At 56.0% G+C, this 26,201-nt stretch carries 21 protein-coding genes; 5 read left to right on the plus strand and 16 right to left on the minus strand.

Annotated elements, in window-relative coordinates:
• Positions 1-13: 13 nt before the first annotated feature.
• From ACO6TI_RS16600 to ACO6TI_RS16620, 5 genes are all read right to left on the minus strand, one after another.
• A complete protein-coding gene (locus ACO6TI_RS16600; RefSeq protein WP_422382919.1) occupies positions 14-2,395 on the minus strand; it encodes an EAL domain-containing protein in 2,382 nt (793 codons plus the stop codon).
• Positions 2,396-2,832: 437 nt separating this feature from the next.
• Positions 2,833-3,267, minus strand: a complete 435-nt coding sequence (locus ACO6TI_RS16605; protein WP_196878783.1) for a universal stress protein — start codon at positions 3,265-3,267, stop codon at positions 2,833-2,835.
• Entirely contained in the window at positions 3,264-5,891 is a 2,628-nt protein-coding gene (locus tag ACO6TI_RS16610; protein WP_196878782.1) for a TRAP transporter permease, read from the minus strand. Before ACO6TI_RS16610 ends, ACO6TI_RS16605 begins: the two co-directional genes overlap by 4 nt.
• Before the next feature lie 185 nt (positions 5,892-6,076).
• Entirely contained in the window at positions 6,077-7,045 is a 969-nt protein-coding gene (locus ACO6TI_RS16615) for a TAXI family TRAP transporter solute-binding subunit (protein ID WP_196878781.1), read from the minus strand.
• Between the two features lie 52 nt (positions 7,046-7,097).
• On the minus strand, positions 7,098-7,967 hold the full coding sequence (locus ACO6TI_RS16620; RefSeq protein ID WP_422382920.1) for a MurR/RpiR family transcriptional regulator: 870 nt from the start codon (positions 7,965-7,967) through the stop codon (positions 7,098-7,100).
• Between the two features lie 92 nt (positions 7,968-8,059).
• Between ACO6TI_RS16620 and ACO6TI_RS16625 the strand changes: the two genes are divergently transcribed.
• The gene (locus ACO6TI_RS16625) at positions 8,060-10,459 is read left to right on the plus strand and encodes a GcvT family protein (RefSeq protein ID WP_422382921.1); all 2,400 of its coding nucleotides are present in this window, start codon (positions 8,060-8,062) and stop codon (positions 10,457-10,459) included.
• A gap of 256 nt (positions 10,460-10,715) precedes the next feature.
• On the opposite strand, the gene egtD is transcribed toward ACO6TI_RS16625, so the two are convergent.
• Both egtD and egtB read right to left on the minus strand, forming a co-directional pair.
• Positions 10,716-11,663, minus strand: coding sequence for an L-histidine N(alpha)-methyltransferase (gene egtD, locus ACO6TI_RS16630; protein ID WP_055112451.1), 948 nt, complete (start codon positions 11,661-11,663; stop codon positions 10,716-10,718).
• Positions 11,660-12,925, minus strand: a complete 1,266-nt coding sequence (gene egtB / locus ACO6TI_RS16635; RefSeq protein WP_422382922.1) for an ergothioneine biosynthesis protein EgtB — start codon at positions 12,923-12,925, stop codon at positions 11,660-11,662. The genes egtD and egtB overlap by 4 nt, the downstream gene beginning before the upstream one ends.
• Before the next feature lie 537 nt (positions 12,926-13,462).
• Between egtB and ACO6TI_RS16640 the strand changes: the two genes are divergently transcribed.
• On the plus strand, positions 13,463-14,065 hold the full coding sequence (locus ACO6TI_RS16640) for a TetR/AcrR family transcriptional regulator (RefSeq protein WP_108872856.1): 603 nt from the start codon (positions 13,463-13,465) through the stop codon (positions 14,063-14,065).
• Between the two features lie 33 nt (positions 14,066-14,098).
• Entirely contained in the window at positions 14,099-14,386 is a 288-nt protein-coding gene (locus ACO6TI_RS16645) for a YciI family protein (RefSeq protein ID WP_104704502.1), read from the plus strand.
• An 89-nt stretch (positions 14,387-14,475) separates the two neighbouring features.
• Here ACO6TI_RS16645 and metG read toward each other — a convergent pair whose 3' ends face one another.
• The 3 genes from metG to ACO6TI_RS16660 form a co-directional block, all read right to left on the minus strand.
• The gene (gene metG, locus ACO6TI_RS16650) at positions 14,476-15,996 is read right to left on the minus strand and encodes a methionine--tRNA ligase (protein WP_108872855.1); all 1,521 of its coding nucleotides are present in this window, start codon (positions 15,994-15,996) and stop codon (positions 14,476-14,478) included.
• A gap of 499 nt (positions 15,997-16,495) precedes the next feature.
• Positions 16,496-17,512 carry a YeiH family protein gene (locus ACO6TI_RS16655; RefSeq protein ID WP_422382923.1) on the minus strand — a complete coding sequence of 339 codons (1,017 nt, stop codon included), beginning with the start codon at positions 17,510-17,512 and terminating at the stop codon, positions 16,496-16,498.
• A gap of 11 nt (positions 17,513-17,523) precedes the next feature.
• Positions 17,524-18,948 (minus strand): cytochrome-c peroxidase, encoded by a 1,425-nt coding sequence (locus ACO6TI_RS16660; protein WP_422382924.1) that lies wholly within the window; start codon positions 18,946-18,948, stop codon positions 17,524-17,526.
• Here ACO6TI_RS16660 and ACO6TI_RS16665 point away from each other — a divergent pair.
• On the plus strand, positions 18,934-19,329 hold the full coding sequence (locus tag ACO6TI_RS16665) for a tetratricopeptide repeat protein (RefSeq protein ID WP_235808849.1): 396 nt from the start codon (positions 18,934-18,936) through the stop codon (positions 19,327-19,329). The genes ACO6TI_RS16660 and ACO6TI_RS16665 overlap by 15 nt on opposite strands.
• 121 nt (positions 19,330-19,450) lie before the next feature.
• Here ACO6TI_RS16665 and dctP read toward each other — a convergent pair whose 3' ends face one another.
• From dctP to ACO6TI_RS16695, 6 genes are read right to left on the minus strand one after another with little or no spacing between them, the layout of a single operon-like run.
• Positions 19,451-20,509 (minus strand): TRAP transporter substrate-binding protein DctP, encoded by a 1,059-nt coding sequence (gene dctP / locus ACO6TI_RS16670; protein ID WP_422382925.1) that lies wholly within the window; start codon positions 20,507-20,509, stop codon positions 19,451-19,453.
• 27 nt (positions 20,510-20,536) lie between these two features.
• On the minus strand, positions 20,537-22,027 hold the full coding sequence (locus ACO6TI_RS16675; protein ID WP_196878772.1) for a TRAP transporter large permease: 1,491 nt from the start codon (positions 22,025-22,027) through the stop codon (positions 20,537-20,539).
• The gene (locus ACO6TI_RS16680) at positions 22,027-22,617 is read right to left on the minus strand and encodes a TRAP transporter small permease (protein ID WP_055112469.1); all 591 of its coding nucleotides are present in this window, start codon (positions 22,615-22,617) and stop codon (positions 22,027-22,029) included. Before ACO6TI_RS16680 ends, ACO6TI_RS16675 begins: the two co-directional genes overlap by 1 nt.
• 59 nt (positions 22,618-22,676) lie before the next feature.
• Positions 22,677-23,192: a flavin reductase family protein gene (locus ACO6TI_RS16685; protein ID WP_055112471.1), complete on the minus strand. Its 516-nt coding sequence runs from the start codon at positions 23,190-23,192 to the stop codon at positions 22,677-22,679.
• Positions 23,192-24,082: an aldo/keto reductase gene (locus ACO6TI_RS16690; protein ID WP_422382926.1), complete on the minus strand. Its 891-nt coding sequence runs from the start codon at positions 24,080-24,082 to the stop codon at positions 23,192-23,194. Before ACO6TI_RS16690 ends, ACO6TI_RS16685 begins: the two co-directional genes overlap by 1 nt.
• Complete coding sequence (locus ACO6TI_RS16695; protein WP_422382927.1) at positions 24,082-25,236, minus strand: LLM class flavin-dependent oxidoreductase; 1,155 nt, start codon at positions 25,234-25,236, stop codon at positions 24,082-24,084. The genes ACO6TI_RS16690 and ACO6TI_RS16695 overlap by 1 nt, the downstream gene beginning before the upstream one ends.
• A gap of 229 nt (positions 25,237-25,465) precedes the next feature.
• Here ACO6TI_RS16695 and ACO6TI_RS16700 point away from each other — a divergent pair, with 229 nt between their 5' ends.
• Complete coding sequence (locus tag ACO6TI_RS16700; RefSeq protein ID WP_422382928.1) at positions 25,466-26,176, plus strand: GntR family transcriptional regulator; 711 nt, start codon at positions 25,466-25,468, stop codon at positions 26,174-26,176.
• Positions 26,177-26,201 lie beyond the last annotated feature (25 nt).

Consider the following 26,201-nt stretch of genomic DNA (forward strand, 5'->3'; position numbering starts at 1 on the left):
ACGTTACGTTGATCTAACCATACCCGGTGTTGCTCAGTTTCATATCCGGTAAGGAAATTATTTCCGGTTGCCGCGCTGTATGCCCGGAAAGGACGGTGTCGAGCGGTTCAGCTTTCCCGAACAGGAAACCCTGGCCGGTTTCAACACCCATCTCGATCAGGCAGCGGAGTTGTTCTTCGTTCTCAATACCCTCTGCAATGACATTGAGTTCGAGTCTTTTCGAAAGCCCGACGATTGCTTCGATCAGGGCGTGGGTCTTGTTGGCCCGCTCGCTGCCGGCTGTCTCGTCCAGCCCGCTGATGAAGGAACTGTCGATCTTGACCGTATCAACCGGAAAGCGGTTCATGTAGCTGAGCGACGAAAAGCCTGTGCCGAAATCGTCGAGCGCGAACGCGCAGCCCAGATTTCTGATGTCCTCGATCAAGCTGGCCAGACCCATGTTGTTCTGCATCAGGGTTGTTTCGGTAATTTCCAGTACCAGGCGATCGGGATCGATCGAGTGAGCTGACAGTTTCTGTGCAAGATTGGCGGGCAGGTCCGGTAGAAATTGTGCGGCAGAGAAATTCAACGCGACATAAGTTGATTGCCATTCGGGCTTCGAATGAAGGCGCTCAAGGGCCTGCAGCCCCAATTCCAGCACCAGGTCCCCTATTTCAAGAATGCCACCCGTCTGCTCCGAAGCCCGGATGTATTCAAGTGGCGGGAGAATACCCTTGCCGGGATGCACCAGCCGAAGAAGTCCTTCAAAACCGATTGTCGATCGGCTCTTCAAATCGACGATCGGCTGGAAATGCAGTTCGAACCAATCGTTCTTGAGGGCTTCGGAAATGACCTCTTTGACTTCAAGTTGTCTGGCCGCCTCCCTGCCGAATTTCTCGTTGAACACGCAATGACCGTTTCTTCCGCTGTTTTTCTGACGGTACATTGCAACATCGGACGCTTTCAGCAGATCCTCCGCATTCATTGCGTTTTCAGGATAGAAGGAAATACCCACGCTTGCGGAAATCTGCAGCGTCCTGCCGCCGAGGTCGATCGGCTTGTTCAGCACCCTGTTGATCCTTGTCGCGAGTTCAACGGCGCGCTTTCTTACGGCGTTGCTCGACAACATGATCGCGAACTCGTCTCCACCGAACCGGCCGAAACAGTCCCCTTCATCCAGCAGATGTGAGACTTCCCGTGAGACCGATTGCAGAACCCGGTCACCCGCAAAGTGTCCCAGATTGTCGTTGACCCACTTGAAGCGATCGAGGTCGAAAAACAGGACCGCAATTTCCAGCGTGTCGCCGGCTTCTTCGATGGCGGTGTTCAAGCGATCTGCAAAGCCTTCCCGGTTCAATAGCCCGGTGAGAAAATCAGTACGTGCCTGGCGCAGGATTTCCGCTTCGGCGGCCTTCAATTTGCAGATATCGGTCATGACAGACAGTGACCTGCGGCCGCTTGAGCTGTCGTCGTAGTCTTTTGCTTCGGTGATCAGGACATCAAGCTGGGTTCCGTCCGCCTTTTCAAAAACGGAGGTGAACTCGAGCGTTTCGTTCCTGCCGGTGGAGAGCAGGCTGCGATTGTTCAGATATTCTTCCTTGAATTCATGATGAATGAATTCGCGGAATTTGCGGCCGATTACGTTCTTGCGGCTGTAACCAGTCGCGTGGAGCCAATAGTCTGAAACCTTGATGATGCGGTCTTCCCGGTCGATCGAGTACAGCATGACCGGGGTGTTGTTGTAGAGGAATGCAAGCCGCTTGTTCGCCTTGAGCAGCTTGGCCTCGTCCTGGTCGAGGCTGTCCTGCATTTCGTTGAATGCGCTGGTGACCCGGCCAAGTTCGTCAGACGAGGACCAGTCCACCTTTGTTCTTGTTCCCGAGCGATGGGTTGCTTCGATCGCTTCATTCAGGCGGAGGAGTGGCCTTGTAATCATGAAGCGGTTGGCAATGAGCGCAGCCACAAGAACCGAAATGGTCGACACGATGAACAGTATTACAGACTTGCCGACTTCACCCATCGCAGCGTTGCTAATGCGATCGGACATGAATCTGATACGCAGGGTTCCGACGACATGATCGGTTCCGTCAACAGCATGCGTGATTTCCTTGGAAAAGAGCGCTTCCTCTTTTTCGGGAATGTTGGTTTCGTTCTCGTTGTTTGAAACGAAAGCGAGCCGCTTGTCGTTGTCGTCCAGAATTTCGATACTGAAAATGTCGCGGTCGTTTGCGATCGCAACGGTCCATTTGCGCAGGTTTTCATAGTCGAAATCCCAAAGCACCTTGCTCAGCGCCTTGCTGTTGGCGTCGAGCAAAACCCGTTTCTTTGCGATCATTTCGCGCTCAAGGGTGTCTTTGGTAACGATAAAAAACGTAACCAGCAGCGGACCGTTCACGGCAATGAGTGCCGCAAACATAATCGCGAGAAATTTCCGCTGCGTAGATGTGCGAATGAGCCCCAGCATGGAGCAATATCACCCCGGTTGCATTTTTGGATATGGTTGCATTGCAGATGAAGCTACCAGATATAGTTTAACTTATCGTATCTATTGGCTTTTTCCGCGAAATGCTACTACGGGATCATCGTCAGTATGAATTCAGTCTGCAATTTCAGGGTGGTAACACTTGAACTTGCATGAGGCTGAAAACAGTCGACAGGAATTGTTGTGCATGAAACAGACTTGCGGCGGCGTTCGCAGCTGATTTGATCAGGACGCCACAGCAGGGAGATTGACTTGACAGAACTCAAGTCGACGCCGGCAGGAACCGCGCTTTCGGTTCCGCCGCTGTTAGGTTTGACTGAGTGGCCTGTTTGAAGAGGACTACCACTGTTCCACGTCGAAACCGCACATGACTATTCTCGGACGATATAGACCGAACACTCCGAATGTCTTGCGACGCGGGCAGCGTTTGGACCAAGAAGAAATTCTTTCAGATGGGGCTTGTGCGCACCTATCACGATCAAATCGGCACCCGCTTGTTTGGCGGCGTGCAGGATTTCCTCATACACGGACCCCGTCGCGACTATGTGTCGGACATCCTTGTTCCGCTCTTCGCCGAGCACCCGACTGACCAGTTCCGTCAGCGCCGATTTGGTTTTCGAAACCATTTCGCCCTGAAAGTTCTCGTCAAAATAGGAATTCACAAGTGTCACGCCATAGTTCGGCACAACAGTGATGACGTCGAGTTGAGCGCCATCCAGGCGCGCGATCTTTTCCCCGGTCTCGAGGACCTGGATGTCATCCTCGTGGGAAACGTCGACTGCACACAACACTGACTTAACCGTCATGCCGGCACTCCTTTCTCGCGGCCAGCGCGGGCACGCTGGACTAGATAAACCACCACCAAAAGCAGAAGGCCAGGGATATAGATAAGTTCCTTGGGAAGCTGCTTGACTTCGATTTGAGCTGTCTTTGCAATCACTGGATCGTCGCCGTAAAAATCGAAATCGCCAAGCTGCTCGAAATAGGACGTGCCCGGGAATGGTTCGTCGATTTTCATGACGCCGTCCTCATCGAGTATTGTGAGACCGAGTGCTTCAAGCCGGGCTTGCCCGCCCGTTTCCGAACCGGGTTTAACGATTATGGTTTTTTCGGTGGTGTTTCCGGTATCAAAATCAGGCCCGCTCACTGTGACCCTGATTTCCTGACCAACCGGTGCATTTCCGACAGCTTCCACAAACTGGGTCGGTGGGATCTGTTCGAACGGTGGCTGAATCCGGTTCATGAAGAAGTCTGGCCGGAACAGAACAAACGCGATCAGAATCATAGCGACACTCTCGTAGATCCGATTCTTCGTAACGAAGTATCCCATTGTGCCCGAGGTGAAGACCAGGATTGCTATTGTCGCGACTATGAAAACGAGTATCCCCTGCAGCCAGCCAACATCAATGAGGAGCAGGTCGGTGTTGAAGATGAACACGAAGGGAAGGGCGACTGTCCTCAGCGAGTAAAAGAATGCCGTGAACCCGGTTCGCATTGCATCGCCTCCCGACACGGCGGCAGCCGCAAAGGAAGCCAGCCCGACCGGCGGCGTCACGTCTGCCATTATGCCGAAATAGAAGACGAACAGGTGGACAGCGATCAGTGGTACGATCAGCCCGGATTGGGCGCCCAGTTCAACTACAACACCCGCCATGAGCGAGGACACGACAATGTAGTTCGCTGTCGTCGGCAACCCCATACCGAGAATAAGTGACAGCAAGCCTACGAACATCAGCATAAGGACCAGGTTGCCGCCGGAAACGAATTCAACCAGATCTGCCATGACCTGACCAATGCCGGTCAGGGTAACGGTACCGACAATGATGCCGGCCGTCGCAGTCGCAAGACCGATGCCGATCATGTTGCGCGCTCCGTCGATCATTCCGTGCACGAGATCGTTGACACCGGCTTTCAGAGCTTCAATTGTTTCGCTCTCGCCTCGAAAGATCGCCTTGATAGGGCGTTGTGTCAGCAAAATCACGAAGAGCAGGGCCGTTGCCCAGAATGCGGAAAGGCCAGGTGATTTTTGCTCGATCATCAGGAAGTAGACGAGCACAACTATCGGCAACAGATAGTACAGGCCTGCCTTGTAGATCTCCGAGATTTCAGGAAGCGTGATTTCCGTGGTATTCGGGTCGTCCGGATGCAGATCATCCACACTGGCCGCCAGCTTCAGCAGGACGAGGTAGGCTACGAAAACCAGAACGGCCAGGATCCAGCTCGCACCTTCAGGTACAGCGGCAACGATCCAGCCTACAGGAAACTTCACCCCGTAGCAGAGTGCGGCAAATCCGGCGAAGAAAAAGAACATGCCGAGGACTGTCCGCAGGGTCGAAACCGTTTTGTGCCCAATGGTGGGCATATTCCGCTTAACGGCTTCCAGGTGAACGATATAGACCAGCGCGATATAGGAAATGACGGCAGGCAGGAACGCGTGAGTAATCACGTCCACATATGAGATACCGACATATTCGACCATCAGGAAGGCCGCTGCGCCCATCACTGGTGGCATGATCTGTCCATTGACCGAAGATGCAACTTCAACGGACCCGGCTTGCTCGGACGAGAAACCGACGCGTTTCATCAACGGAATTGTGAAAGTACCCGTCGTGACCACGTTGGCAATTGACGAGCCGGAGATCAGTCCAGTTGCAGCCGAACCGACAACGGCGGCTTTTGCAGGGCCGCCCTTCAGGTGACCGAGGGCGCCAAAAGCCATCTGGATGAAATAATTTCCAGCTCCGGCCTTGTCGAGAAGCGCACCGAACAAGACAAACAAAAAGACAAACTTGGTAGAAACACCGAGCGCTATGCCGAAGACACCTTCAGAAGTAATCCACATATGGCTCATCGCTTTTTTGAGCGATGCGCCTTTCCAGCGGATAACTTCAGGCACCCATTCTGAAGAGCCGAAAAACACGTAAAGGAGAAAAACAGTGGCGACTGCAGCCATGGCGGGACCGAGCGCCCGCCGGGCGGCCTCAAACAGAACGACGATCCCGGCAAGGGCAAACCATTTGTCCATGTCGTCGGCAAGGCCGCCGTTGTTGACGATCTTGTCGTAGAAGAAAAAGCCGTAAAGTGAGATGAACGCGCCGAACAGCGCAAGGATCCAGTCCTGTATGGGAATGTAGTGACGTGGACTGCTTCTCAGTGCGGGATAAGCCATGAAGGCGAGGAACATTGCAAATGCAAGGTGGAACTGACGACTGTTGTTGATCAGGTCCCCGGGCAGGATGTAGTAGGCCACTGGCGATGCCAACAGGACCTGGAAGACTGACCATGTGAAGGCAACAGCCGCGAGCAGCAATCCGATGTTTCCGGCAGGATTGCGAGATCCTGAATCGGAAGCGGCAACGAGTTCCTGAAGCTCGTCCTCCGAGAGACCTCGCCGGGTGTCCTGATTGTTCGGTTGATTTTGGTCCGCCATGAAAAATCCCCATCCTGCGGCTCGAACTCGAGCCGGAGCCCTCTAATTTTCGGGTCTTTAGGGCCAGCCGCCCTCAGAAATACGTGTCATGCAATTTGATCGCACCCAAGCCTTTGAGACGACTGTTTTGGCCGCGCAAAGAGATGGGTCCGGAGAAAAATCTCCGGACCCTGGATGTTTCTGGATTAGTTGATCCAGCCTTGTTCTTTGTAGTACTTGGCAGCACCCGGATGAATCGGTGCAGACAGGCCGTCGGCAACCATTTCTTCCGGCTTCAGGTTTGCGAATGCCGGATGCAGCTTTTTGAACGCATCGAAGTTTTCGAACACTGATTTTACCAGCGTGTAGACGGTATCGTCTGCAACGTCAGCAGAAGTGATGAAAGTGGCACCCACACCAAACGTGTTTGTGTCGCCATCGTTACCGCGGTACATACCGCCCGGAATGGTAGCTGTCCGGTAGTAGCTGTTGTCATCGACCAGTTTGCTGACAGCATCACCGCCCACATTCACCAAAACGGAATCACATGCAGTTGTTGCTTCCTGGATAGAACCGGAAGGGTGGCCAACCGTGTACACCATTGCATCGATCTGGTTGTCGCAAAGGGCTGCGGACTGTTCGGCTGCCTTCAGTTCGGTAGCCTGCGCAAAATCGTCGGTGGTCCAGCCCATGGATTCGATCAGGACTTCCATAGTGCCACGTTGGCCGGAACCCGGGTTGCCGATGTTGACACGTTTGCCTTTGAGGTCCTCGAAGTTCTTGATGCCGGAATCTGCGCGCGCCACGACGGTGAACGGCTCGGGGTGCACAGAGAAAACGGCGCGCAGTTTTTCAAACGGGCCTTTGTCCTCGAACTTGGATGTGCCGTTGTAGGCATGATATTGCCAGTCAGACTGAGCAACACCAAATTCCAGCTCTCCTTCGCGAACCGTGTTTATGTTGTAGACCGATCCACCTGTGGATTCTACCGAGCAGCGGATACCATGGTCCTTGCGGCCCTTGTTGACCAGCCGGCAGATCGCGCCGCCTGTCGGGTAATAGACACCCGTGACGCCACCGGTTCCAATCGTGATGAATTCTTCAGCCGATGCTGCGCCGGTAAATGCAATGCTGGTGGCGAGAACGGCACCAGCAAGGTTCATTTTCATCATCATTTGACTAGGCTTCCCTCTTGTTAAACTTCTTTGGTCCAGAGTGACCTACACCCTAGACATTTTCAAACTCATCGAGCAAACGATTATGTTTGTCGACCTCCTGGATCCGGGCGTCAGCCCCGGATCCGGCTCGCGCAACCAGCATGCCTGTTATCGTTTCTATTAGGACGAGCGTGGCTGCGTAAGACGAAAAAAAGTGTGGACTTTCAGTACGTTGTATGAAGTGAAAGTCTGCGTATTGCAATCCCGGAAATGTATGGCTGTCGGTCAGGACAACAACCGTTGCACCGTTTCCGGCGGCAACCGCCGCGGCACGGACGGATCGGTGCGCATAGGGATGTTTGGAGATTATCAGCACCGTATCTTCCGGTCCGACGCCTGCAAGCGTGCTGCCGAGCGTTGTTCCATTGCGACCGGCAACGAGCCAGCGGTCATCGAACCATTTGGCCAGATAAGCGAAATAATCGGTGAAGCCTGCCGATGCGAGCGCTCCGATGAGAACGATCTTACGGGAAGAATCCAGGCGATCGACGACCGTATCCAGGAGTTCTTGACCGACATCTTCCAAGAGGCCGCTGATGTTGGCGATGCAAGCAGCGACCTGCCGAGGCAACAGGGGTTGATCGGCATCGGTTCGAAGACGTCTCGCCTTGTCCTGAAAGCTGTCCTGCTCTCGCTTGTTGAGTTCGGATCGGGCCTGCTCGCGCAGCGCTTCATAGTCTGAAAAACCGAGTGCGCGTGCCAGTCTTGTGTAGCTTGCCGGGGAAACGCCGCTTGCGGAAGCCACGGACCTCAAACTTCTCGTCGCGATTTCTACCTGGTTTTCAGCAATATAGTCAGCCGCAATTCGCAGAGTATCGCTCAGCTCTGCATAGCTGGTCGAAATCGCGGTCCGGATCTGCGGCGGCGAATGGGTTTCCATTTGTTTACTGTTTCATTTGTTTTTTCTCTTGTCAAATCTTGAAACAAATGTTTCGTTGCCGCAGTTTTTATCGCCTCCGCGGAAGTTTTCAAATGTCCACTCGTACTCCTCCCGCACATGCTCCCGTCGTTGTCATCGGCGGGGGAATCATGGGCTGCTCTACCCTCTATCATCTTGCCAAAATGGGTGTTTCTGATGCGGTCCTGCTGGAGCGGAACCAATTGACATCCGGAACCACCTGGCACTCCGCGGCACAGGTGCGTGCACTTCGGAATTCTCGCAACCTGACGCGCATGATTCAATACTCGGTCGAGCTGTATGGCCAGCTGGAGCAGGAGACGGGGCAGGCTGCCGGCTGGATCCAGAAAGGCTCACTTTCTATCGCGACCAGTGAGGACAGGATGATCCACATCAGGCGGCAGGAAGCGCTCGCGAAAGCTTATGGAATTCCTGCGCAGTCCATCAGTCCGGATGAAGCCAGGGAACGTTGGCCGTTGATGAACGCGGACGATGTCCTTGGCGCAGTCTGGTCGCCGGATGACGGGCGCGTGAGTCCTTCAGACGTTTGCGCCGCTCTCGTGAAAGGCGCCAGATCGCTGGGCGCAAAGATTTTCGAAAAGACCGGGGTGACGGCAATCCTGACGGAGAACGGCAAGGTCAAAGGCGTGGAAACAGTCAACGGTACGGTGATGTGTGATGCCATTGCCTTGTGTGCCGGCCTCTGGTCACGTGAAGCCGGTGCCATGGCGGGAGCTGAAGTGCCTCTGCTTGCCTGTGAACATTTCTATCTTCTGACAAAGCCGGTCGACGGAATAGTCGGTAACACACCGACCCTCAGTGATCATGACAATCATCTTTATATCCGCGATGACAGCGGCGGCCTGCTGGTTGGCTGTTTTGAGCCGATGGGCAAACCGATCGCACCCGGTGTCCTGACGGAGAGTTTCGAATTCGGCCTGCTTCCTGAGGATTGGGATCATTTCGAGCCGATGATGATGAACGCACTTCACCGGTTGCCGGCACTGGAGACCGCCGAAGTGAAGATGCTCCTGAATGGCCCGGAGAGTTTCACGCCGGACGGGACATTCATGCTGGGTGAGGCCGCGGAAACCCGAGGCCTTTTCCTGGGATGTGGCATGAATTCGGTGGGCGTTGCCGCCGGGGGAGGCGCGGGAATGAACCTCGCCCACACGATCATTCACGGAGCGCCGTCATATGATCTTTCCGAAGCCGATGCCAAGCGCTTCGCACCGGTCTTCAATTCTGTCGAACATCTGATGGCGCGCGCGCCGGAGGTTCTAGGGACCCATTACGACATTGCCTATCCCGGCAAGCAGTTCAAGACGGCCCGCAAACTGAGGAGATTGCCACTCGACAGTGAATACACAGAGGCAAAAGCCCATTTCGGTCAGTTCTTCGGATGGGAACGGCCGCTGTATTTCGGCAAGGAGCAGGAACCTGAACTGAAATTCGGTCGGCCGGACTGGTTTGAAAATGTCAGGCAGGAGGTGATGGCAGCGAACGAGACTGCCGCCATTTTCGATGCGTCACCCTTCGGCAAGATCGAGATCGAGGGCCCGGATGCAGAAGCATTCCTGTTAAGGGTCTGTGCAGGATATGTTGGTCGCCGTGCGGGGTCGGTCATCTATACCGCGATCCTCAACGAACGCGGCACATTCGAAAGCGACATTACCGTTCAGCGCCTTTCGGATGCCCATTATCGTCTCTTTGTCGGAACCAACGCGATCAGGAAGGACCTGGCCTGGCTCCGGAGACACTCCGCGGACTTCGATGTGTCACTCACCGACACTACCCAAACCTACGCCGTTCTTGGTCTCATGGGACCGGAGAGTGCCCGTATTGCGGCAGAAGTCGGCGCGCCCGAACTCAACGATATCGGGTACTTCAAACACGCCGAAGCACATATCGCAGGTCATCATGTGCGGGCTGCAAGGTTGTCCTATGTCGGGGAAGCGGGGTGGGAGATAACCTGCCGGTCTGAAAACGCCAGGTCAATCTACGCGGCGCTGACGAATGCCGGTGCCGAACCGGCGGGCTTGTTTGCACAGACATCGATGCGTGTCGAGAAAGGGTTCTGCGCGATGGGACACGAACTTGACAGCGATGTGACACCGGTGGAGGCCGGTCTTGATGCAATGACCCGGAAGTCGGGTGGTTTCATCGGCGCTGACGCCATCGCGAAACACAAGGCAGGTGGTGGCGTATCGAAGGTGGTTTCACTCGCGTTCGAGGACGAGGCTGCGGTTCCGCTCGGACACGAGCCTTTGCTGCTCGAAGGGGAGGTTTTGGGGCAAACGACGACATGTGCTTACGGCTACCGTATCGGACGGCCGATTGCCCTGGCGCACGTGGAGAGGTCGCTAGAGTCCGGATCTGAGGTCGATGTCGACATTGCCGGGTCATTGTTCAAGGCAACTGTCACCATTGGTCCGCTGTTCGATCCTCAGGGCAGTCGCATGCGGCCGTCTTGACTTCAAACAAATTCGATCCTTCCTGGACTTGAACTTTCCTTGTCGCTTCGGTCGTATCCGGGGTTGCGTCTGGATCGGACGCCAAACTCGTTTTGACCCAATCGGCTTTTCAGGGCCGGGTTGCCGGTTTCGTGGTTTCTCCTGGCGTTTGCACCGGGCTTGCCCTGCGTCTTGCGATCGCCGGTCACTGATCGGGATGGAACCTGCCCGAAGCCAACCAGTCAGGTTGATCCGGGCAGTGGTCGCCTGATCAGCTTTATCCGGACTGAAGGATGTAGACGGAGAACCAGGATTGCGCATCGCAATGTTGATCCAGGACCCTCCAACCGCTCTGGTTCGCAATCTCTGAAAAAGCCTCTTCGTCGTATTTGTGGGAATTTTCGGTGTGGATCGTTTCGTGCTTCTGGAAAGCGATGGTATCCGCGCCGATCGTGACCGACTGTTCGGTCAGGCTTTCCAGGTGCATTTCGATCCGGCTCTCATCCGCGTTCCATATAGCCTTGTGTGCAAAGGCATTGAGTTCGAAATCTGCCCCGCATTCCCGGTTTATCCGTTGCAGGAGATTGAGGTTGAAGGCCGCAGTCACTCCGGCAGGGTCGTCATATGCTTCCAGGAGCACCTCTTCTTCCTTCGGACGGTCAACGCCGACAATCATCGTTGCACCAGGCATGGCCTCGCGGAGAGACCGCAAAAGAGCCGTGGCTTCGGCGCGTTCGAAATTGCCGATTGTCGAGCCGGGAAAAAAGACCAGCACGGGAAGTTCGGGCAGCAAAGGCAGTTTGCCGAGAGGCTGCGTGAAATCGGCCGCGACCGGGATCACGGCCAGTGACGGGTAGGCCCGGCGAACGCGTTCGGCAGCGTCTTTCAGATGGTTGGCGGAAATATCGACCGGCATATAGACCGAAAGGTCTGGAAAGGCGCCGAGAAGCAGGTTCGTCTTCCGGCTGGAGCCGCTGCCGAGTTCGACCATTGCGCCCCGGGCTCCCGGCAGCCGCGAATATTGGCGGATTTCAGTCTCCAGGATGCCAAGTTCGGTTCGGGTCGGATAATAGGCGTCCAGTTCGGTTATGGCTTCGAACAGATGCGAGCCGACATCATCATAAAGCCATTTGCTGCTGACGGATTTGCGCGCCGCTTTCAGGCCGGCAAGGACGTCGGACCTGAAGGTTTTGTCGGCTCTTACAGGGGGAACATGTTTGGTCATTGATCTGCCGCCAGTCTGAGCCCCAGCATTTGCCAGCGCTGCTGTGGATAGAAAAAGGTTCGATAAGAAGAACGCATCTGAAGCTTCGGGGTTGCACAGGACCCGCCCCGCAGCACCATCTGGTTCACCATGAATTTGCCGTTGTATTCCCCGATGGCGCCATCGGGAGGCGAGAAGCCCGGATAGGGAGAAAAGGCGCTGCTGGTCCACTGCCAGACATCTCCCCAGAGGCTTGCGTGGCGCCCCTGCGGTATGTGTGTGCCGTTTTCCAGAAAGTTACCTTCGATTTCAGTCGCTTCGGCCGCCGCTTCCCATTCCGCTTCTGTCGGCAGCCGATGACCGCTCCAGCGGGCGAAGGCATCGGCCTCGTAATAGCTGACATGGACCACGGGAGCAGACAGATCGACGGGACGCGGACCTTGCAGCGTGTAGGTCCACCATTGGCCGTCCTGTTGCCACCAGTAGAGGGGAGAATCCCAGCCGTTCTTTTCGCGAACCGCCCAGCCTTCCATCAACCAGAGCGTCTGGGTTTCATATCCGCCGTCATTCATGAAGGCGATCCAGTCGCCGTTTGTTACCAGGCGGTCGGCAAGCTTGTACGGTTCCAGCCAGACCTTGTGCCGCGGTCCTTCGCAGTCATAGGCAAAGCCGTCGCCATCATGGCCGATTTCAACGAGCCCGCCTTCATGCAATGTCCAGTCTTGCTCTCGTATGGCGGTAACGGCGCCGGGTTGCGAGGGAATGTAGGCCGGTAGCAGCGGATTGAAGGAAAGGGCGTGCAGGAGGTCGGTAATCAACAGTTCCTGGTGCTGCATTTCATGGTGACACCCCAGTGTAACCAGTGCGTCCAGCCTGTCAGGGTCAAGAGTGAATCCGCCGCGCGAAAGACCGTCCCGCAATGCATCTTCGACATGCGCCCGATAGGAAAGGACTTCCGTGACCGTCGGGCGGGACAACAAGCCACGCCGTGAGCGTGTGTGTCTGGGGCCGGCCTGAACATAGTAGGAGTTGAAGAGAACTGCGAAACGGTCGTCCTTTGGCTGGTAACCGGGCAGGAATGGTTTCAGGATGAATTCCTCGAAGAACCAGGTCGTATGCGCCAGGTGCCACTTGGGCGGACTGGCGTCTTCCATGGATTGAAGACCCAGGTCTTCGTCATTGAGTGGGGCGGTTAGCTTTTCCGTTTGCGTTCGTGTTGCGTAAAATAGATCCAGGAGTTCCGAAGCGGAAGACGGTTCGCTCCGCTCATCCAGGTAGGTCATATGTTTCCCTCCACGCAGGCAACGGCTTTGACGCCTCGAGCCGGCCCTGTGACTGCCACCAAGCGGCCTCTACGTAAGTGACGGATCGTGAATTCCAACGTTGGGATTTGCACCATGCCGGTGCAAAAACGCGCCATGCAGCTGTGAAAGAATAGTTTGGTGACAAAAGTCACCATGTGATTGAAAAAAAGCATAACGTCCGGTTTCATGGTAGTTAATCCGCAATTCATTGATTTTCAGTCAGAAGTTCGCGCCTTCAGAACGAGTCATCCGGCTTTTGATGGTGCTGAAAGTAGGAAATTGTTCCTGACAGCTGCCTGTCAGGATTGTTGGGAAGTTGACTTCACAAACGTGTGAGGGGTTGTGCGCACCAACCATGAGATGTGCAGACAGGGTGTCTCTAAATTGTGTTGCAAACAGGTCTTTGCCGGTCTCGTTTCGCACTTGATTGACATTTTGGGACAATTGTCCTAACTAAAAATAGGTCAATTGTCCTAGATTGACATCAAACATGAAAAATGTGCCGGGAAAATCAAAATGAAATCCAGCTCCACCAGGCAGCAGATCATTGATGCGGCGGATGAGCTGTTCTACGCGCAGGGATTTGGCGAAACCTCGTTCGCCGATATCGCGAAATCGGTCAGCATTTCGCGCGGAAACTTCTATTACCACTTCAAAACCAAGGATGAGATCCTCGACGCGGTCATCGAAAAGCGTTTGTCCGACCGGGAAGACATGCTGCGAAACTGGGACAAGATGTCCGGGAACCCGGCAGAGCGAATTGCCTGTTTCGTGCGGATACTCATCGTCAATCAGACGAAAATATTTGCCTATGGCTGCCCTGTCGGGACGCTGACGATGGAACTTGCCAAGCTTGAGCACGCTTCCAGCGGCAACGCCAACCGCATCATGGGATTGTTCCGCGACTGGCTGACCCGCCAGTTTTCGGAACTTGACAGCGAAGCTGACGCCGAGGCTCAGGCGCTTCATGTCCTCAGCTGGAGCCAGGGGGTTGCAACACTGGCGCAGGCTTTCAGGGATGAAGACTTCGTTCGGCGGGAAGTGGATCAGATCCTCGACTGGGTCGGACGGGTGTCACCGAGTTCCAGTCTTCGGCAACCCGGTCCGGCCGGCATCTGAAAGAGCTTCAATTCTGTTTCAAGGGAGAATGAAATGTTTATCGTGACGCTGAAGTTTTCTGACAACAAGGCACGTGCCGGTGACCTGATGGACGGGCACAAGGCATGGATCAAAGACGGCTTCGATCAGGGCCTGTTTCTGATGGTTGGCAGCCTGCAGCCGAACATGGGTGGCGGCATCATCGCTCACAACACGACCCGAGAGGAAATCGAAGCCTTCGTCGGAGAAGATCCATTCGTTTCCGAAGGCGTGGTGAGTGCCGAAATTCTGGAAATCACGCCCGCGCGGCTGGACGAGCGGTTGGAGTTTCTGGCGGCGTAAGGTCTTGAGCGACTGAAGCTGGATATCGGCCTTGATCAAAAAAAGTAAAGCGCCCGCAGGGGCGCTTTTACATGTTGTCGGGTGGGGCCTTACTGAACCCGCGGAAAAAGCGGCTCGATTTCGTCCAGTTCACTGCCGCCCGGTAGCCTGTCCAGCTCCGGTTTCCATGGACGGGCAATGTCGGTGACGTTCAGCGTGGCAAGGGCCTTGCCGGCCGACACCGGGATCACCTGCTGCAACGCTTCCATCACGATACGCAGGCAATCGAGACCGACATAGACGACATCTCGCGCGCGGTCCTTGGTCTCTTCGGACTTGAAGAGCGTCCAGGGAGCCTGCTTGTCGAAATAGTTGTTCATCTCGGCCGCCGCATTGATGATGGACTGCATCCGCGCCGGAATGTCGGCGAGATCTATCCATTCACCCATGCCTGCGGTCGCATCAAGCACCGTTTGACGCAAAGCCTCGTCTTCTGCCGTGAGAGGACCCTTGACCGGAAGTTTTCCGTCGAAGTTCTTTCTGGCGAACTTGGCACCGCGAGAAAGCAGGTTGCCAAGCTTGTTGTTGAGCTCGCTCTCGTAAGTCTGCGCAATCAGCTCGACCGAAATCTGGCTGTCGCTGTCCGCACGCATGTGGCGGGCGAGATACCAGCGCAACGCGTCAACGCCGAGCTTGTCCATGACCTCGATCGGATCGACTGTGTTGCCGATGGATTTGGACATCTTGACCCCGCCGGCGCCGACCCAGTGGCTGTGCACCGAGAGCTTTTTCGGCAGCGGCAGATCAGCGGCCATCAGCATCAGGGGCCAGTAGACACCGTGCGGCTTGAGGATATCCTTGCCGATCATGTGCTCGCACTCCGCCCACCAGTTCTGGTAGCCATCTTCCGGCCAGCCGATATTGGTCAGGTAGTTGGCCAGGGCGTCAAACCAGACATAGGTGACGAAGTCCGTGTCGAAGGGTAATTCCACGCCGAGGGTCACACGGGATTTCGGCCGGGAGATGCACAGATCCTCCAGCGGTTCGGCCAGCATTTTCTTCAGCTCGTTCCTGAACGACTCGGGTTGGACGAAATCCGGATTGTCGTCGATGTGTTTCAGGAGCTGTTCACGGAACGGTTCCATTTTCAAAAAGTAATTGGTTTCGTCCGTCTGCTCGACCTGCATGGTCGGATGCAGCGGACACTGTCCGTCCTCTGTGAGGTCGCTCTCCTTCTTGAACTCCTCGCAGCCCTTGCAGTAGGTGCCCGTATACTGCTTCTTGACGATCAGTCCCTTGTCGAAGATGCGCTGCTCCATCTCCGCGACGGCTTTCTTGTGGCCTTCGCGGCTTGTGCGGACGAAATAGTCGAATTCGACACCGAGTTTTTCGAAAACGTCGCGAAACTCCGCGCAGCGCATGTCGAGATATTCCTCGACCGGCATACCCAGTTCCTGCGCGGCTTCCTGGTTCTTCTGGCCGTGCTCGTCCACGCCCGTCGACAGCATCAGTTCATAACCCAGTGCCTGGCGGTTGCGCTTCAGGATATCGGCCATGATGGACGTGAAAGCATGACCGATATGTGGAGAACCGTTGACGTAATAGATCGGGGTTGTGATGTAGCTTTTCATCCAAACGCTTTCGAATTTTCTGTATCACGAGCAAAACGCATATAAACATATGCGGCATGATAGCTGATGCGCTCCCGGGAAGGGGACCGCAGCTATATTTCACACTCAAGGGATCAAGGAAAGCCCCGCTTCGGGTTTCTGACCTCAATGTGGGGTTTCCGGCGCGATTGGCAATGTTCAGACCAGACACGCAGGTCTTGAGTGAGGGAGTGGCAAAGTGCTCCCTCGTCATCCCTTTACCCGTTTTCGCGGGCATTTGCTCCGTTTGGGAACCAACAACCGCAGACCTCCGGCTGAAATCCGAAACGCTGTGGTGTACTGGGTCCCGGATCTCCGCTCCGCTGTGTCCGGAAGACAATCGCCTGGGAAAAGCAAGAAGCGCAAATGTCCTCACATCCCTTGTCATCCCTGCGAAAGCAGGGATCCAGTAACCGCCTTGCTTGAAAGCTGATTCAAGGGGCTATGTCACTCACAATTCCAAATCTTCGCTCTGCTGCGGTTAGGGCGCTGAGGAAATAGCCCACCCGATCACCCATATCCCCGCGAGCACGAACAGTGCCAGGAATACAGTCTGGGACACCACCATCCAGATTGCAGGGCCGCCGACTTCCAGGAGTTTCGGGATCGAGGTCTTCATGCCAACGGCGGCAATCGCGGCAAGCAGCGCCCAACGGGAAATCTGGCCCGCAAGGTCCTTTGCGGTTTCCGGAACCAGGCCGAAGGAATTGAAGGCTGCAAGGATCAGGAAAGCAAGTACGAAGACAGGCATCAGCGGCGGACGGCTTGCACCTGGCTCAGCGCTGCCGCGCAGGATCAGGGCAGCGACCAGCACAATGGGCGCCAGCAGGGTCACGCGGATGAGTTTTACAAGCGTGGACAGATCTCCCGTTTCTTCAGACACGGAAAATCCGGCACCCACCACCTGGGCAACGTCGTGAATGGTGCCGCCGAGAAACACGCTGGTGGCATCAACGGAAAGTCCGAGATTGCTTGTCAGAATCGGGTAGACGATCATGGCCAGTGTGGACAGGACCGTCACGGTGATTACCGTGAAGGCGAGGTCTCGTTCCGCATGCTGTCGTTTTGGCAGGATCGAGCCGATCGCCATCGCCGCGGATGCTCCGCAAATGGCGACCGCGCCGCCGGAAAGGAAGGCGAAGAGCCGGTCCTTGCCAAAAAGGTTTCCGATCATCAGCGAAAAGACGATGGTCGCCAGAACACCGAGGATGACAAGAAGCAGAAAGGGCAGGCCGAGTGCCTGCACCATCTCGATACTGATGCGCACGCCCAGAAGCGCAACGCCGACCCGCAGGAGTGTTCTTGCAGCAAAGGCAATGCCTTCCGAGGTACGCTGTTCGTCCGAGAGGAAATTCAAAGGCATGCCCAGCAGGATCGCCATCAACATGGCAGGTGCGCCGTAGTGCTCATTCAGAAACTGAGCCGAAATGGCCACAAGCCCGGCGATGGCGATACCGGGAAAAAGCTGGTTTGCCCGGGTCTTCAAAGTTTCGATCATGTTTGTCCTGTTTAGGGTCTGTCGACTGGAAGCCCGCTGGGAACTCTATCGGGGATGCCGAAGGAAGGAGAAGAAACCGAAGACGTACCGGTGAGCGCCTTGAGAAACGCGACGAGATCGGAAACTTCCTGATCGGAAAGTGAAATCCGCTCGACATCCCGAAGCCGGGCCTGCCTGGCCATTTCACGCTGATCCTTATAGACCACGAAATCGATTGGTTCCAGCCACGGTGCGTCGGGAAGTGCAGCTGTTTTCGGTTGCCATTTTGCCAGCATTCCGTCCGGGTCGAGATGGTGGCGAACAATACCTTCGAGCGTCGGGTAGGCGCCGTTGTGGCCATAAGGCGATGTCAGCTCGACATTGCGCAGCATCGGTGTGCGGAAACGATAGGCATCTTCCAGTCTGTCGCTTTCGCCCATGCGGCCGACATCCCGCACCATTGGATCGAAACGCCGCGTCCGGCCGGGTCCGAAAGGGGGCAGGCCGATTGCGTGAAACTCCTGGTCACTCATGAGTTTGCCGGAATGGCAGCTGGAGCAATTGCCCTTTCCGTAAAAGAGACCCATGCCGCGCTCTTGCGCATCTGTCAGCGCGGTCTTCCTGCCGGAAAGATACTGGTCGAACGGACTGTCAAAACTCGTCCATTCGATCGCCTGGAAGGCTGCAAGTGCATTTCCGATCTCGGCAATCGAAACTTGCCCAGGCTCATCGATGTGATCGAACGCCTCGACAAACATCTTGCCGTATTCGGGAATGACGCGAACCCGCTTGGCAAGGATTGGCCAGGAGGCGTCTATCCGGTTGTGAACAGCGCCCGCGATCTCGTTTTCTTTCGGATTGCCGGCCATTTCGAACTGGGCAACAAGCGGAAAAATCGCCTGGGCCGCAAGAAGGCTGTTCAGGCCCTCGGGAAGCCATTCCTCCGCCGGTGAGTTGAAGCCGTTTTCATAGTCGTCGGAAATGGAAAGACGGCCGTCGTGGAAAAGCGTGTGAAGCTCTTTTGCCCCGAGATTCCAGAGGCCTGGCGCATTTCGCGGAATCCTTTTCTTAATTCGGTTGTCGTCGACAAGTGCGGTCCGGTTCGGTCCGAGGCCTTCTCCGCCTTCGCCAATGCCGAGGGAAAGGCCGTCTCCTGTTCCAAGGACCGGATGATGACATGTCGAACAGGCAATATTCCTGTTCCCGGAAAGGATCCTGTCGTAAAAGAGAAGCTGACCGAGGGCCGCCTGTTTCCTGTCGAAGGCGATGAAATCATCGTCAGTCAGCGGGGAGGGCAGCTCCGCGGAATGAGCTGGTGCTGCCAGAAGAACACCAAGAAAGAACGACCGGAAAAAATGACGAAAATGCTGAAAGCCGCCGTGATTGGGCTTTTCCTGGCTGCGGGCCCTGCCCAGGCTGAAATCGAGAACGCGCGCGATCTGATGGAGGCCGGACAATTTGAGGAGGCCAGGAAGGAACTTTGGCCCGCCGCACGTTCCGGCAACGCGGATGCCGAGGAACTGATCGGCGTCATGTATGCAATGGGTCTCGGCGTGGAGCGGGACGATCAGCGCGCTTTCGAGTGGTATCTCAGAAGCGCCATGAAGGGGCATCCGGGCGCGCAATCCGGTATCGGCTGGTATTACGAGGTCGGCCGGGGAATGCCTGCGCCGGATCTTGTTCGCGCTTACATGTGGTACACGCTTTCCGCCATCGGAGGAGATCCCGATGCGGCGATCTCGCTTGAGGAAGTCGTGAAGAAAATGACCAAAGAGGAAATTGAAAAGGCGCATGTTCTGGTCGATGACTACAAGGTCTGGATGTACCCGTTCCGGTAAATCCTGCTCATTTGCAACCCCGGATCCGAAAATCGGCTTGTTGTCTTTCCGGAGTTGTGGAGGCGAACTCGAAAATTGACACGTCCGGCAATTGGCCGGACGTGTCTGATTGAAGAACAGCTTAGTTCAGGTCGGCGTCACGCGCACCGTTGACGGAGGTTTCAGCTTCCTGAACGGCTTCTTCCAGTGCGCCGAAGATCTCGCCGCCGCGTGCGACATTGTCCTTGAACCAGTCGTAGACCGGTGCGGCTGCTTCCTTGAAAGCGGCTTTCTGTTCCGGCGTTGGAACATAAAGATCGCCGCCGCCGGCAACGAACTCTTCATATTTTTCGATGGATTCACGCTTTGGCGATGCAAAGGTAGCCTGTTGCAGATGATAGAAGCCATCGACCACGACCCGGCGCATGTCTTCCGGCATGGCAAGGAACCGTTCGTTGCTCATCCACCAGAGGGCACCCATGTAGGCGTGGCCATCGAGCGTCACATACTGCAGGCCGGCATCGGGGAACTTCATGCTCATGATGTCGGTGATGCCGTTCTTGGAACCTTCAACAACACCGGTCTGGAATGATGTGAACAGCTCCGGCCACGGGATTGGCGTCGGAGAGGCGCCAAGTGCCTTGACCAGTTCCTGCGGCAGGTCAGCCACAACGGTACGGATCTTCAGGCCTTCCATGTCGGCCGGATTGGCGACACGGCGCTTTGTGTTGGCAAAGTTCCGCCAGCCGCCGGTGTTGCCAACCGTCATCAGACGGATCGTGTTGTCGCTATCTTCCAGCGCCATGTTGCGCAAGGTACGCGTGAAGTTGCCGGACAGGACATGTTCGGCGATCCGGTCGTCGGCCATCATGTAAGGCAGGTCGAGAACCTGAACATAAGGGAAGATGCCGGAGGCTCCGCCTGATGTGGAGATGTAGATGTCAATCGCACCACCGGCAACGCCCTGCAGGCATTCAGCACCATTCGAGCAGAGCTGTGTGCCGATGAAGAGTTCGACCTCGATCGCTCCGTTGGAAGCGGACTCGACAAAGTTCTTGAAAACAACGAGACCATGATAGTCTTCGTCATTCTCGTTGGAATTGGCGGTTGCACGCAGCGTATAGTCGGCAGCAACGGCACTCAGCGAAGAACCGGCGAGCATCGCCGCGACGGTGAGTGTTTTCAGAGCAGATTTGAGCATCAGGTACCTCCCATATTAAGCTCAAGATCAGTTGGCAAATCCGGTCCATCGAGGGATCGTCATCGAAAGTGCCGGTATGTAGGTGATCAGGAAGATCACCGCGATTTCTACCGCCAGAAACGGCAGAATGGCTTTGGCAATGGTTTCAACCCGTTCCTTTGAAACCGAGGCGGCGACAAATAGCACCAGGCCCATTGGCGGCGTGGCAAGACCGATGGTCAGGTTCACGCTCATGATGATGGCAAAGTGGATCGAATCCACTCCCATCGATGTGAAAATGGGCCCGAGGATCGGTCCGAGGATGATGATCGCTGGCCCCGCATCGAGAAACATTCCGACAATGAACAGGAGCAGGTTGATCAGGAACAGCAGGATCAGCGGGTTGTCGGAAAGCGAAAGTACGAAGTCGGCCATGATTTCAGGAGCATGGCTAAGGCTGACGACGGTCTTGAAGGCCATTGCAGCGCCGACAAGAAGAAGAACCACTGCCGACGTGATGCCAGCCCTGTTCAGGATGCCGGGAACTTCCTTCACCTTGATGGAGTGCAAGACGAAAAAGCCGATGATCAGCGCATAGGCTACTGCGACGGCGGCCGCTTCCGTCGGCGTGAAGACACCGATCAGGATGCCGCCCAGAATGATGATCGGTGTCTGCAAAGGCACGACGGCTTTTTTGCAGACCATCCGGAAATCTTCGGACACTGCGCCGCGCAGACCCATCAATAGCAGATGCGACATTCCAATCAGGGCGACAAACAGGACGAAAGTCGTGATACCCGACACGTCCAGAGAGGTCTGACTGAGAATGCCGAATGCAAGCGCCAGCAGGAGCGATGCGAGATTGATCCTGAGCAATGCGAACGACACCCAGTATTCGACCGGAGCCATTTTCTGACCGGGATTGACGATCCGCTGGGCCTTGGGCAGATCGTACTTGTCAGCCATCAGTCGGACAACCAGCATCAGGCCGATGCCGACCATGACGCCGGGGACAATACCGGCCAGGAAGAGGGCGGCAACACTTTCGCCCATGACATAGGCATAGATGATCATGATGCCGGACGGCGGGATGATAGGACCGATAACAGACGACGCTGCTGTTACCGCTGCTGCGAACCGGCGCGTGTACCCCTGTTTTTCCATCGCTGGAATAAGCATGGAGCCAAGTGCGGACGTGTCGGCGACTGCCGAACCGGAAAGACCGGCAAACAGCATCGACGACAGGATATTCACATGTGCAAGGCCGCCGCGCAGGTGGCCCATGAGTGCCTGGCTGAATTCTACCAGGCGGGTCGTGATCCCGCCCTTGTTCATCAGCTCGCCTGCGAGCATGAAGAACGGAATCGCCATGAGAGGAAAACTGTCCATGCCGTTGTAGACGTTACGGTAGAGCAGCGTGATGTCGCGTTCCTGGCCATTCAGCCAAAGCAGGATGCCGGGAGCCGCCAGCAAGCCGAAAAAGACCGGTAGTCCGATCATCAGGAACAGGAGAAAAACAGGAAGAAACCATATAAGCATCAGTCCGCTCCCGCCATGTCAGCATCGGGTATGGCCGGCAGTCGGTCATTGCCGCCAATAAGAGAAATGAGATTGCGCAAGATGAGTTCGACATTGACGAGGGTCAGCAGAACGACACCGACGAGCAAGGACATCATCATCCAGCTTCTGGGCACACGGATCCATTCGGTCAGTGTAATATTTCCCGGAACGTAGAGTGACGCTGTCGCAAACTTGCCGCCAAAGCCGGTGACTTCGGCAAAGCCGATCTGTACCGCGATCGCAAGGACGAGGAGCGACACGATGAGCAAGAGCAGGGAAAGCAGCTTGCCCAGAGCCTGAGGAAGTGCGTGGCCAAGCATGTCGATGGCGACGAAGCCGCCGCGACGGAACGCCGTTGGTGCCATCAGGCCCGTCATCCACAACATGCAAAAACGCGCTGCCTCGTCTGGCCAGGGCAACGCGTTGTTGAATACATAGCGGAATACGACCTGAATCAGGATCGCAACGACCATCAAGGCCACGGCTACGATGCCTATCGCTCTGCCGATCCGCAATAGCTGCGAATTGACAAAGGCGAGCGGTGCAAGGACCGCCAGCAATGCCCCCATTCGGGCTCCTCCCTAATTACTTCCTGTCGGCAGGGCGGTTCCCGTCCTGCCGTTTGCTCTCATTTCGGAGCGATTTGTCCAAGTTTGCCTGCGAAAAAGGTCAGCGCCTCCCCATGACGCATTTCTGCCTGCATGACCTGTCCCAGAACAATCAGGTGATCGCCGCCTTCATAAGCGGCAAACCGTTTGCATTCGAAGCGTGCGAGGCAGTGCTCGAGCAACGGCACGCCGTTTTCGTCAATCCTGTGCGGCAACTGGTCGAAGGCATTCGCATTGCGTACAAAGCCGTTGCACACTTCAGCCTGGTGATGGCTGAGAACGTGGATGGCGTAGTTTTCGGCGGTTTCGAAGTAGCGGAAACGGCGCGAACCCTTGTCCGGCATCCACAACACGAGTGGCGGATCGAGCGATACGGACGAAAAGCTGTTCGCCGTGATGCCGACCGGCCCGTCATCCGATCCGGTGGTGACGACAGTCACGCCGGTTGCAAATCGGCCGAACGCGTCGCGCAGCAAACGGGTGTTGTCCGTGTGCGGTGCGAAGGTAACAGGATGATTGGCATTTTGCATGGTCATCAGGGTACCTCATTTCCAAGGGCGGCTTCGTAGAGCCGGTACCAGGTTTCACGATCAAGCGAGACTTTCAGTGCATCTGAAATCTTTGCGATACGGTCAGGATTGTTTGTTCCCAGAACCGGCAGAAGGGTTGCCGGATGGGTAAGCAGGAACGCGATGGCGACGGCAGACCGGTCGACATTGAAGCCGGCAGCTACGTCGTCCATGACCGCGCCAAGCTTGCCGGTTTCGGAGATCAGTGCCCCGCCCCCAAGCGGGGACCAGGCCATCAGATTCGTGCCCAGGCGCTGGTGAAAGGCAATGTCTCCGTTTGTAAACGGCGTGATTTCAGCCAGCGAGACCTCGATCTGGTTGGTCACGAGCCTGTTGGACATTCCCGACTGCAACAGGTCCCAGTCCCACGGGCGGAAGTTCGACACGCCGACATTCCGGACCTTGCCGCTCTTGACCAGGTCATCCAGCACGGCGCCGGTCTCATGGTGATCCATGAGGGGGTCGGGTCTGTGAATGAGAAGCAGATCTATTGTGTCGATCCCCATGTCGCTCAGCGACGTTTCGACCGACTTCTCGATATGCTGCCGGGAGGTGTCGTAATACTTCACCGTTGCCTGCTCATGGCGACCGACGGGAGCGACGATGTCACACTTGGTGACGATCTCCATCTTGTTGCGCAGGGCCGGATTGGCTTTGAGCGCACCGCCGAGAACCGCTTCCGCAGTGTACCCGCCATAGATATCCGCCTGATCGAACGTGGTGATCCCCTGATCGAGACACAGCTGGATTTTCCGTTCCACGTAGGCCGGGGTCGTGTCCGCATCGTCACCGAGCCGCCACATGCCGTAGATGAGGCGGGAAAATTCCAGGGATTCTGTAAGCGATACGCGCTGCATTAGCGGCGGACTCCATTGCCAAGCGGGGTTGCAGGTGTTTCGGCCGGAACCCGGCCATAAGCGTGGGGAAGCGAACAGGTCTTGAGGTTCGGCAGCACGCGCTTGCCGAAATGCCGCGCTTCTTCCAGATGCGGATAGCCGGAGAAGATGAAGGCTCTGATGCCCAACTTCTGGTAAGCCTCGATCTTGGACATGACCTGATCGGTCGAGCCGACAAGAGCAGCCCCGCAACCGGAGCGGGCCCGGCCGACGCCAGTCCAGAGGTTGGGTTCGATGTAACCGAACTCGTCGGCAACATCGCGGTTTTTGGCCTGGTGGCTCACGCCGAGCGATTTCGCGTCGAGCGCGCGCTCGCGGATGGCCGTGCCCTGATCGTCGTCAAGTTTCGAGACAATGTAGTCGGCGTATTCCTGCGCTTCCTTTTCGGTGTCACGCACGATCATGTGGACACGCAGACCATAATCCAGCGTCCGGTCGTATTTTTCCGCGACCGTGTTGACAGCCTTCATGCGTCCTTCGAGTTCTTCAATCTTCTCGGGCCACATCAGGTAGACGTCGCAGTGCTGACCGCACAGCTCCAGAGCGGCTGGCGAATAACCTCCGAAATAAAGGAGTGGACCGCCGGTCTGATACGGTCTCACCGGGTCGGTGGTCAGGCCCGTAAAGTTGTAGATCTCGCCTTCATAGTTGATCTCGTCTCGTGTCCAGGCTTGTTTCAGGACTTCGACGACCTCGCGTGAACGCTGGTAACGATAGCCGCTGTCGGCCTGTTCGCCCGGAAAATCAGAGGAAATGATATTGACCGTAAGGCGGCCTTTCAGCATGTGGTCGAGCGTTGCGATCGTACGGGCAAGCATGATCGGCTGCATTTCACCGCAGCGAACGGCTGCAAGAAGGTTGATCTTGTCGGTGATCGGTGCGCAACCGGCGACGAACGACAACGTGTCCTGACCCACCTGGTAGGAAGATGGGCACAGGATATTGCGAAATCCTTCTTGTTCCGCCGTTTTGACGATCGTCGAGCAATGGTCCCAGGATGAGCGCAATTGGCCTTCCGGGACGCCCAGGAATTGATAGTCGTCAGAACACAAGGCAGCGAACCAGGATACTTCCGCTGCGTCGAGATCCGGCGATGTCACTGGGACAACTGTCATAAAAAACTCCCCTGAGCATCCAGCGCCATTCCCGAAGCGATCATGTGCTCAACCCATTGTTAGTCATTCAGTATTTTCAAACCCGCAGCATCTGCGACCGAGCATTCGATGGGCGAGGTTTCATTTGATTTCGAACAGCTTCACTTTACCGTCGATTTCTTCTTGCTTATCATCCGCATTGATGTAAATCAATAGTGTATCAATTTTAATAAACAGAGCGCCGACCACCATGCAATCCACGTCGCAGTCCTCAAATGCACTGCCGCTTTATCTGCAGATCAGTGAGCTTTTGATCAGGGATATTGCGGCGGGACGCCTGATTGACGGCGAGCGGCTTCCGCCTGAGCGCGACATGGCTGACGAGTTGGGTATCTCGATCGGAACACTGCGCAAGGCGCTTGCCGATCTTACGGAAAAGGGCTTACTCGAGCGCATTCAGGGTTCGGGAAACTACATACGGCAAGGCGGCACGCAGGAGAGCATCTATGCGATGTTCCGGCTGGAATTGCTTTCCGGTGGCGGGTTGCCCCGGGCCGACATCCTGAACGCTGTGCGTACGCGCAAGCCGGAAGACCTGCCGGCTTTCGGCACCAGCAGGGAAGGCACCCGGATCCGCCGGCTCCGGTATCTCAACGAGACCATAATCGCGGTCGAGGAAATCTGGCTTGACGGAGATGCCGGATTTGTAAAACGGGACCTGCTTTCGGACTCGCTCTACAGGTTCTATCAAAAGCATCTCGGCTTTTGGATCGTGCGTGCGGAAGACCGCGTTACGATCGGCAAGGTGCCTGACTGGGCGCCGGAAGAATTCACTCTGAAACCCGGCACGCTCACGGGCTTCATCGAAAGGTTCAGTTGGGCGGACCGACCCGAATCCGTCGAATATTCACGCACCTGGTTCGACACGGGCAGGGCACATTACGTACAGCGGTTGAAATAGGCTGGTCGCAGAAACCGGCCGCAAA

It is taken from the genome of Roseibium album (genome assembly GCF_965233825.1).
In the GTDB taxonomy this organism is placed as follows: Bacteria; Pseudomonadota; Alphaproteobacteria; order Rhizobiales; family Stappiaceae; genus Roseibium; species Roseibium album.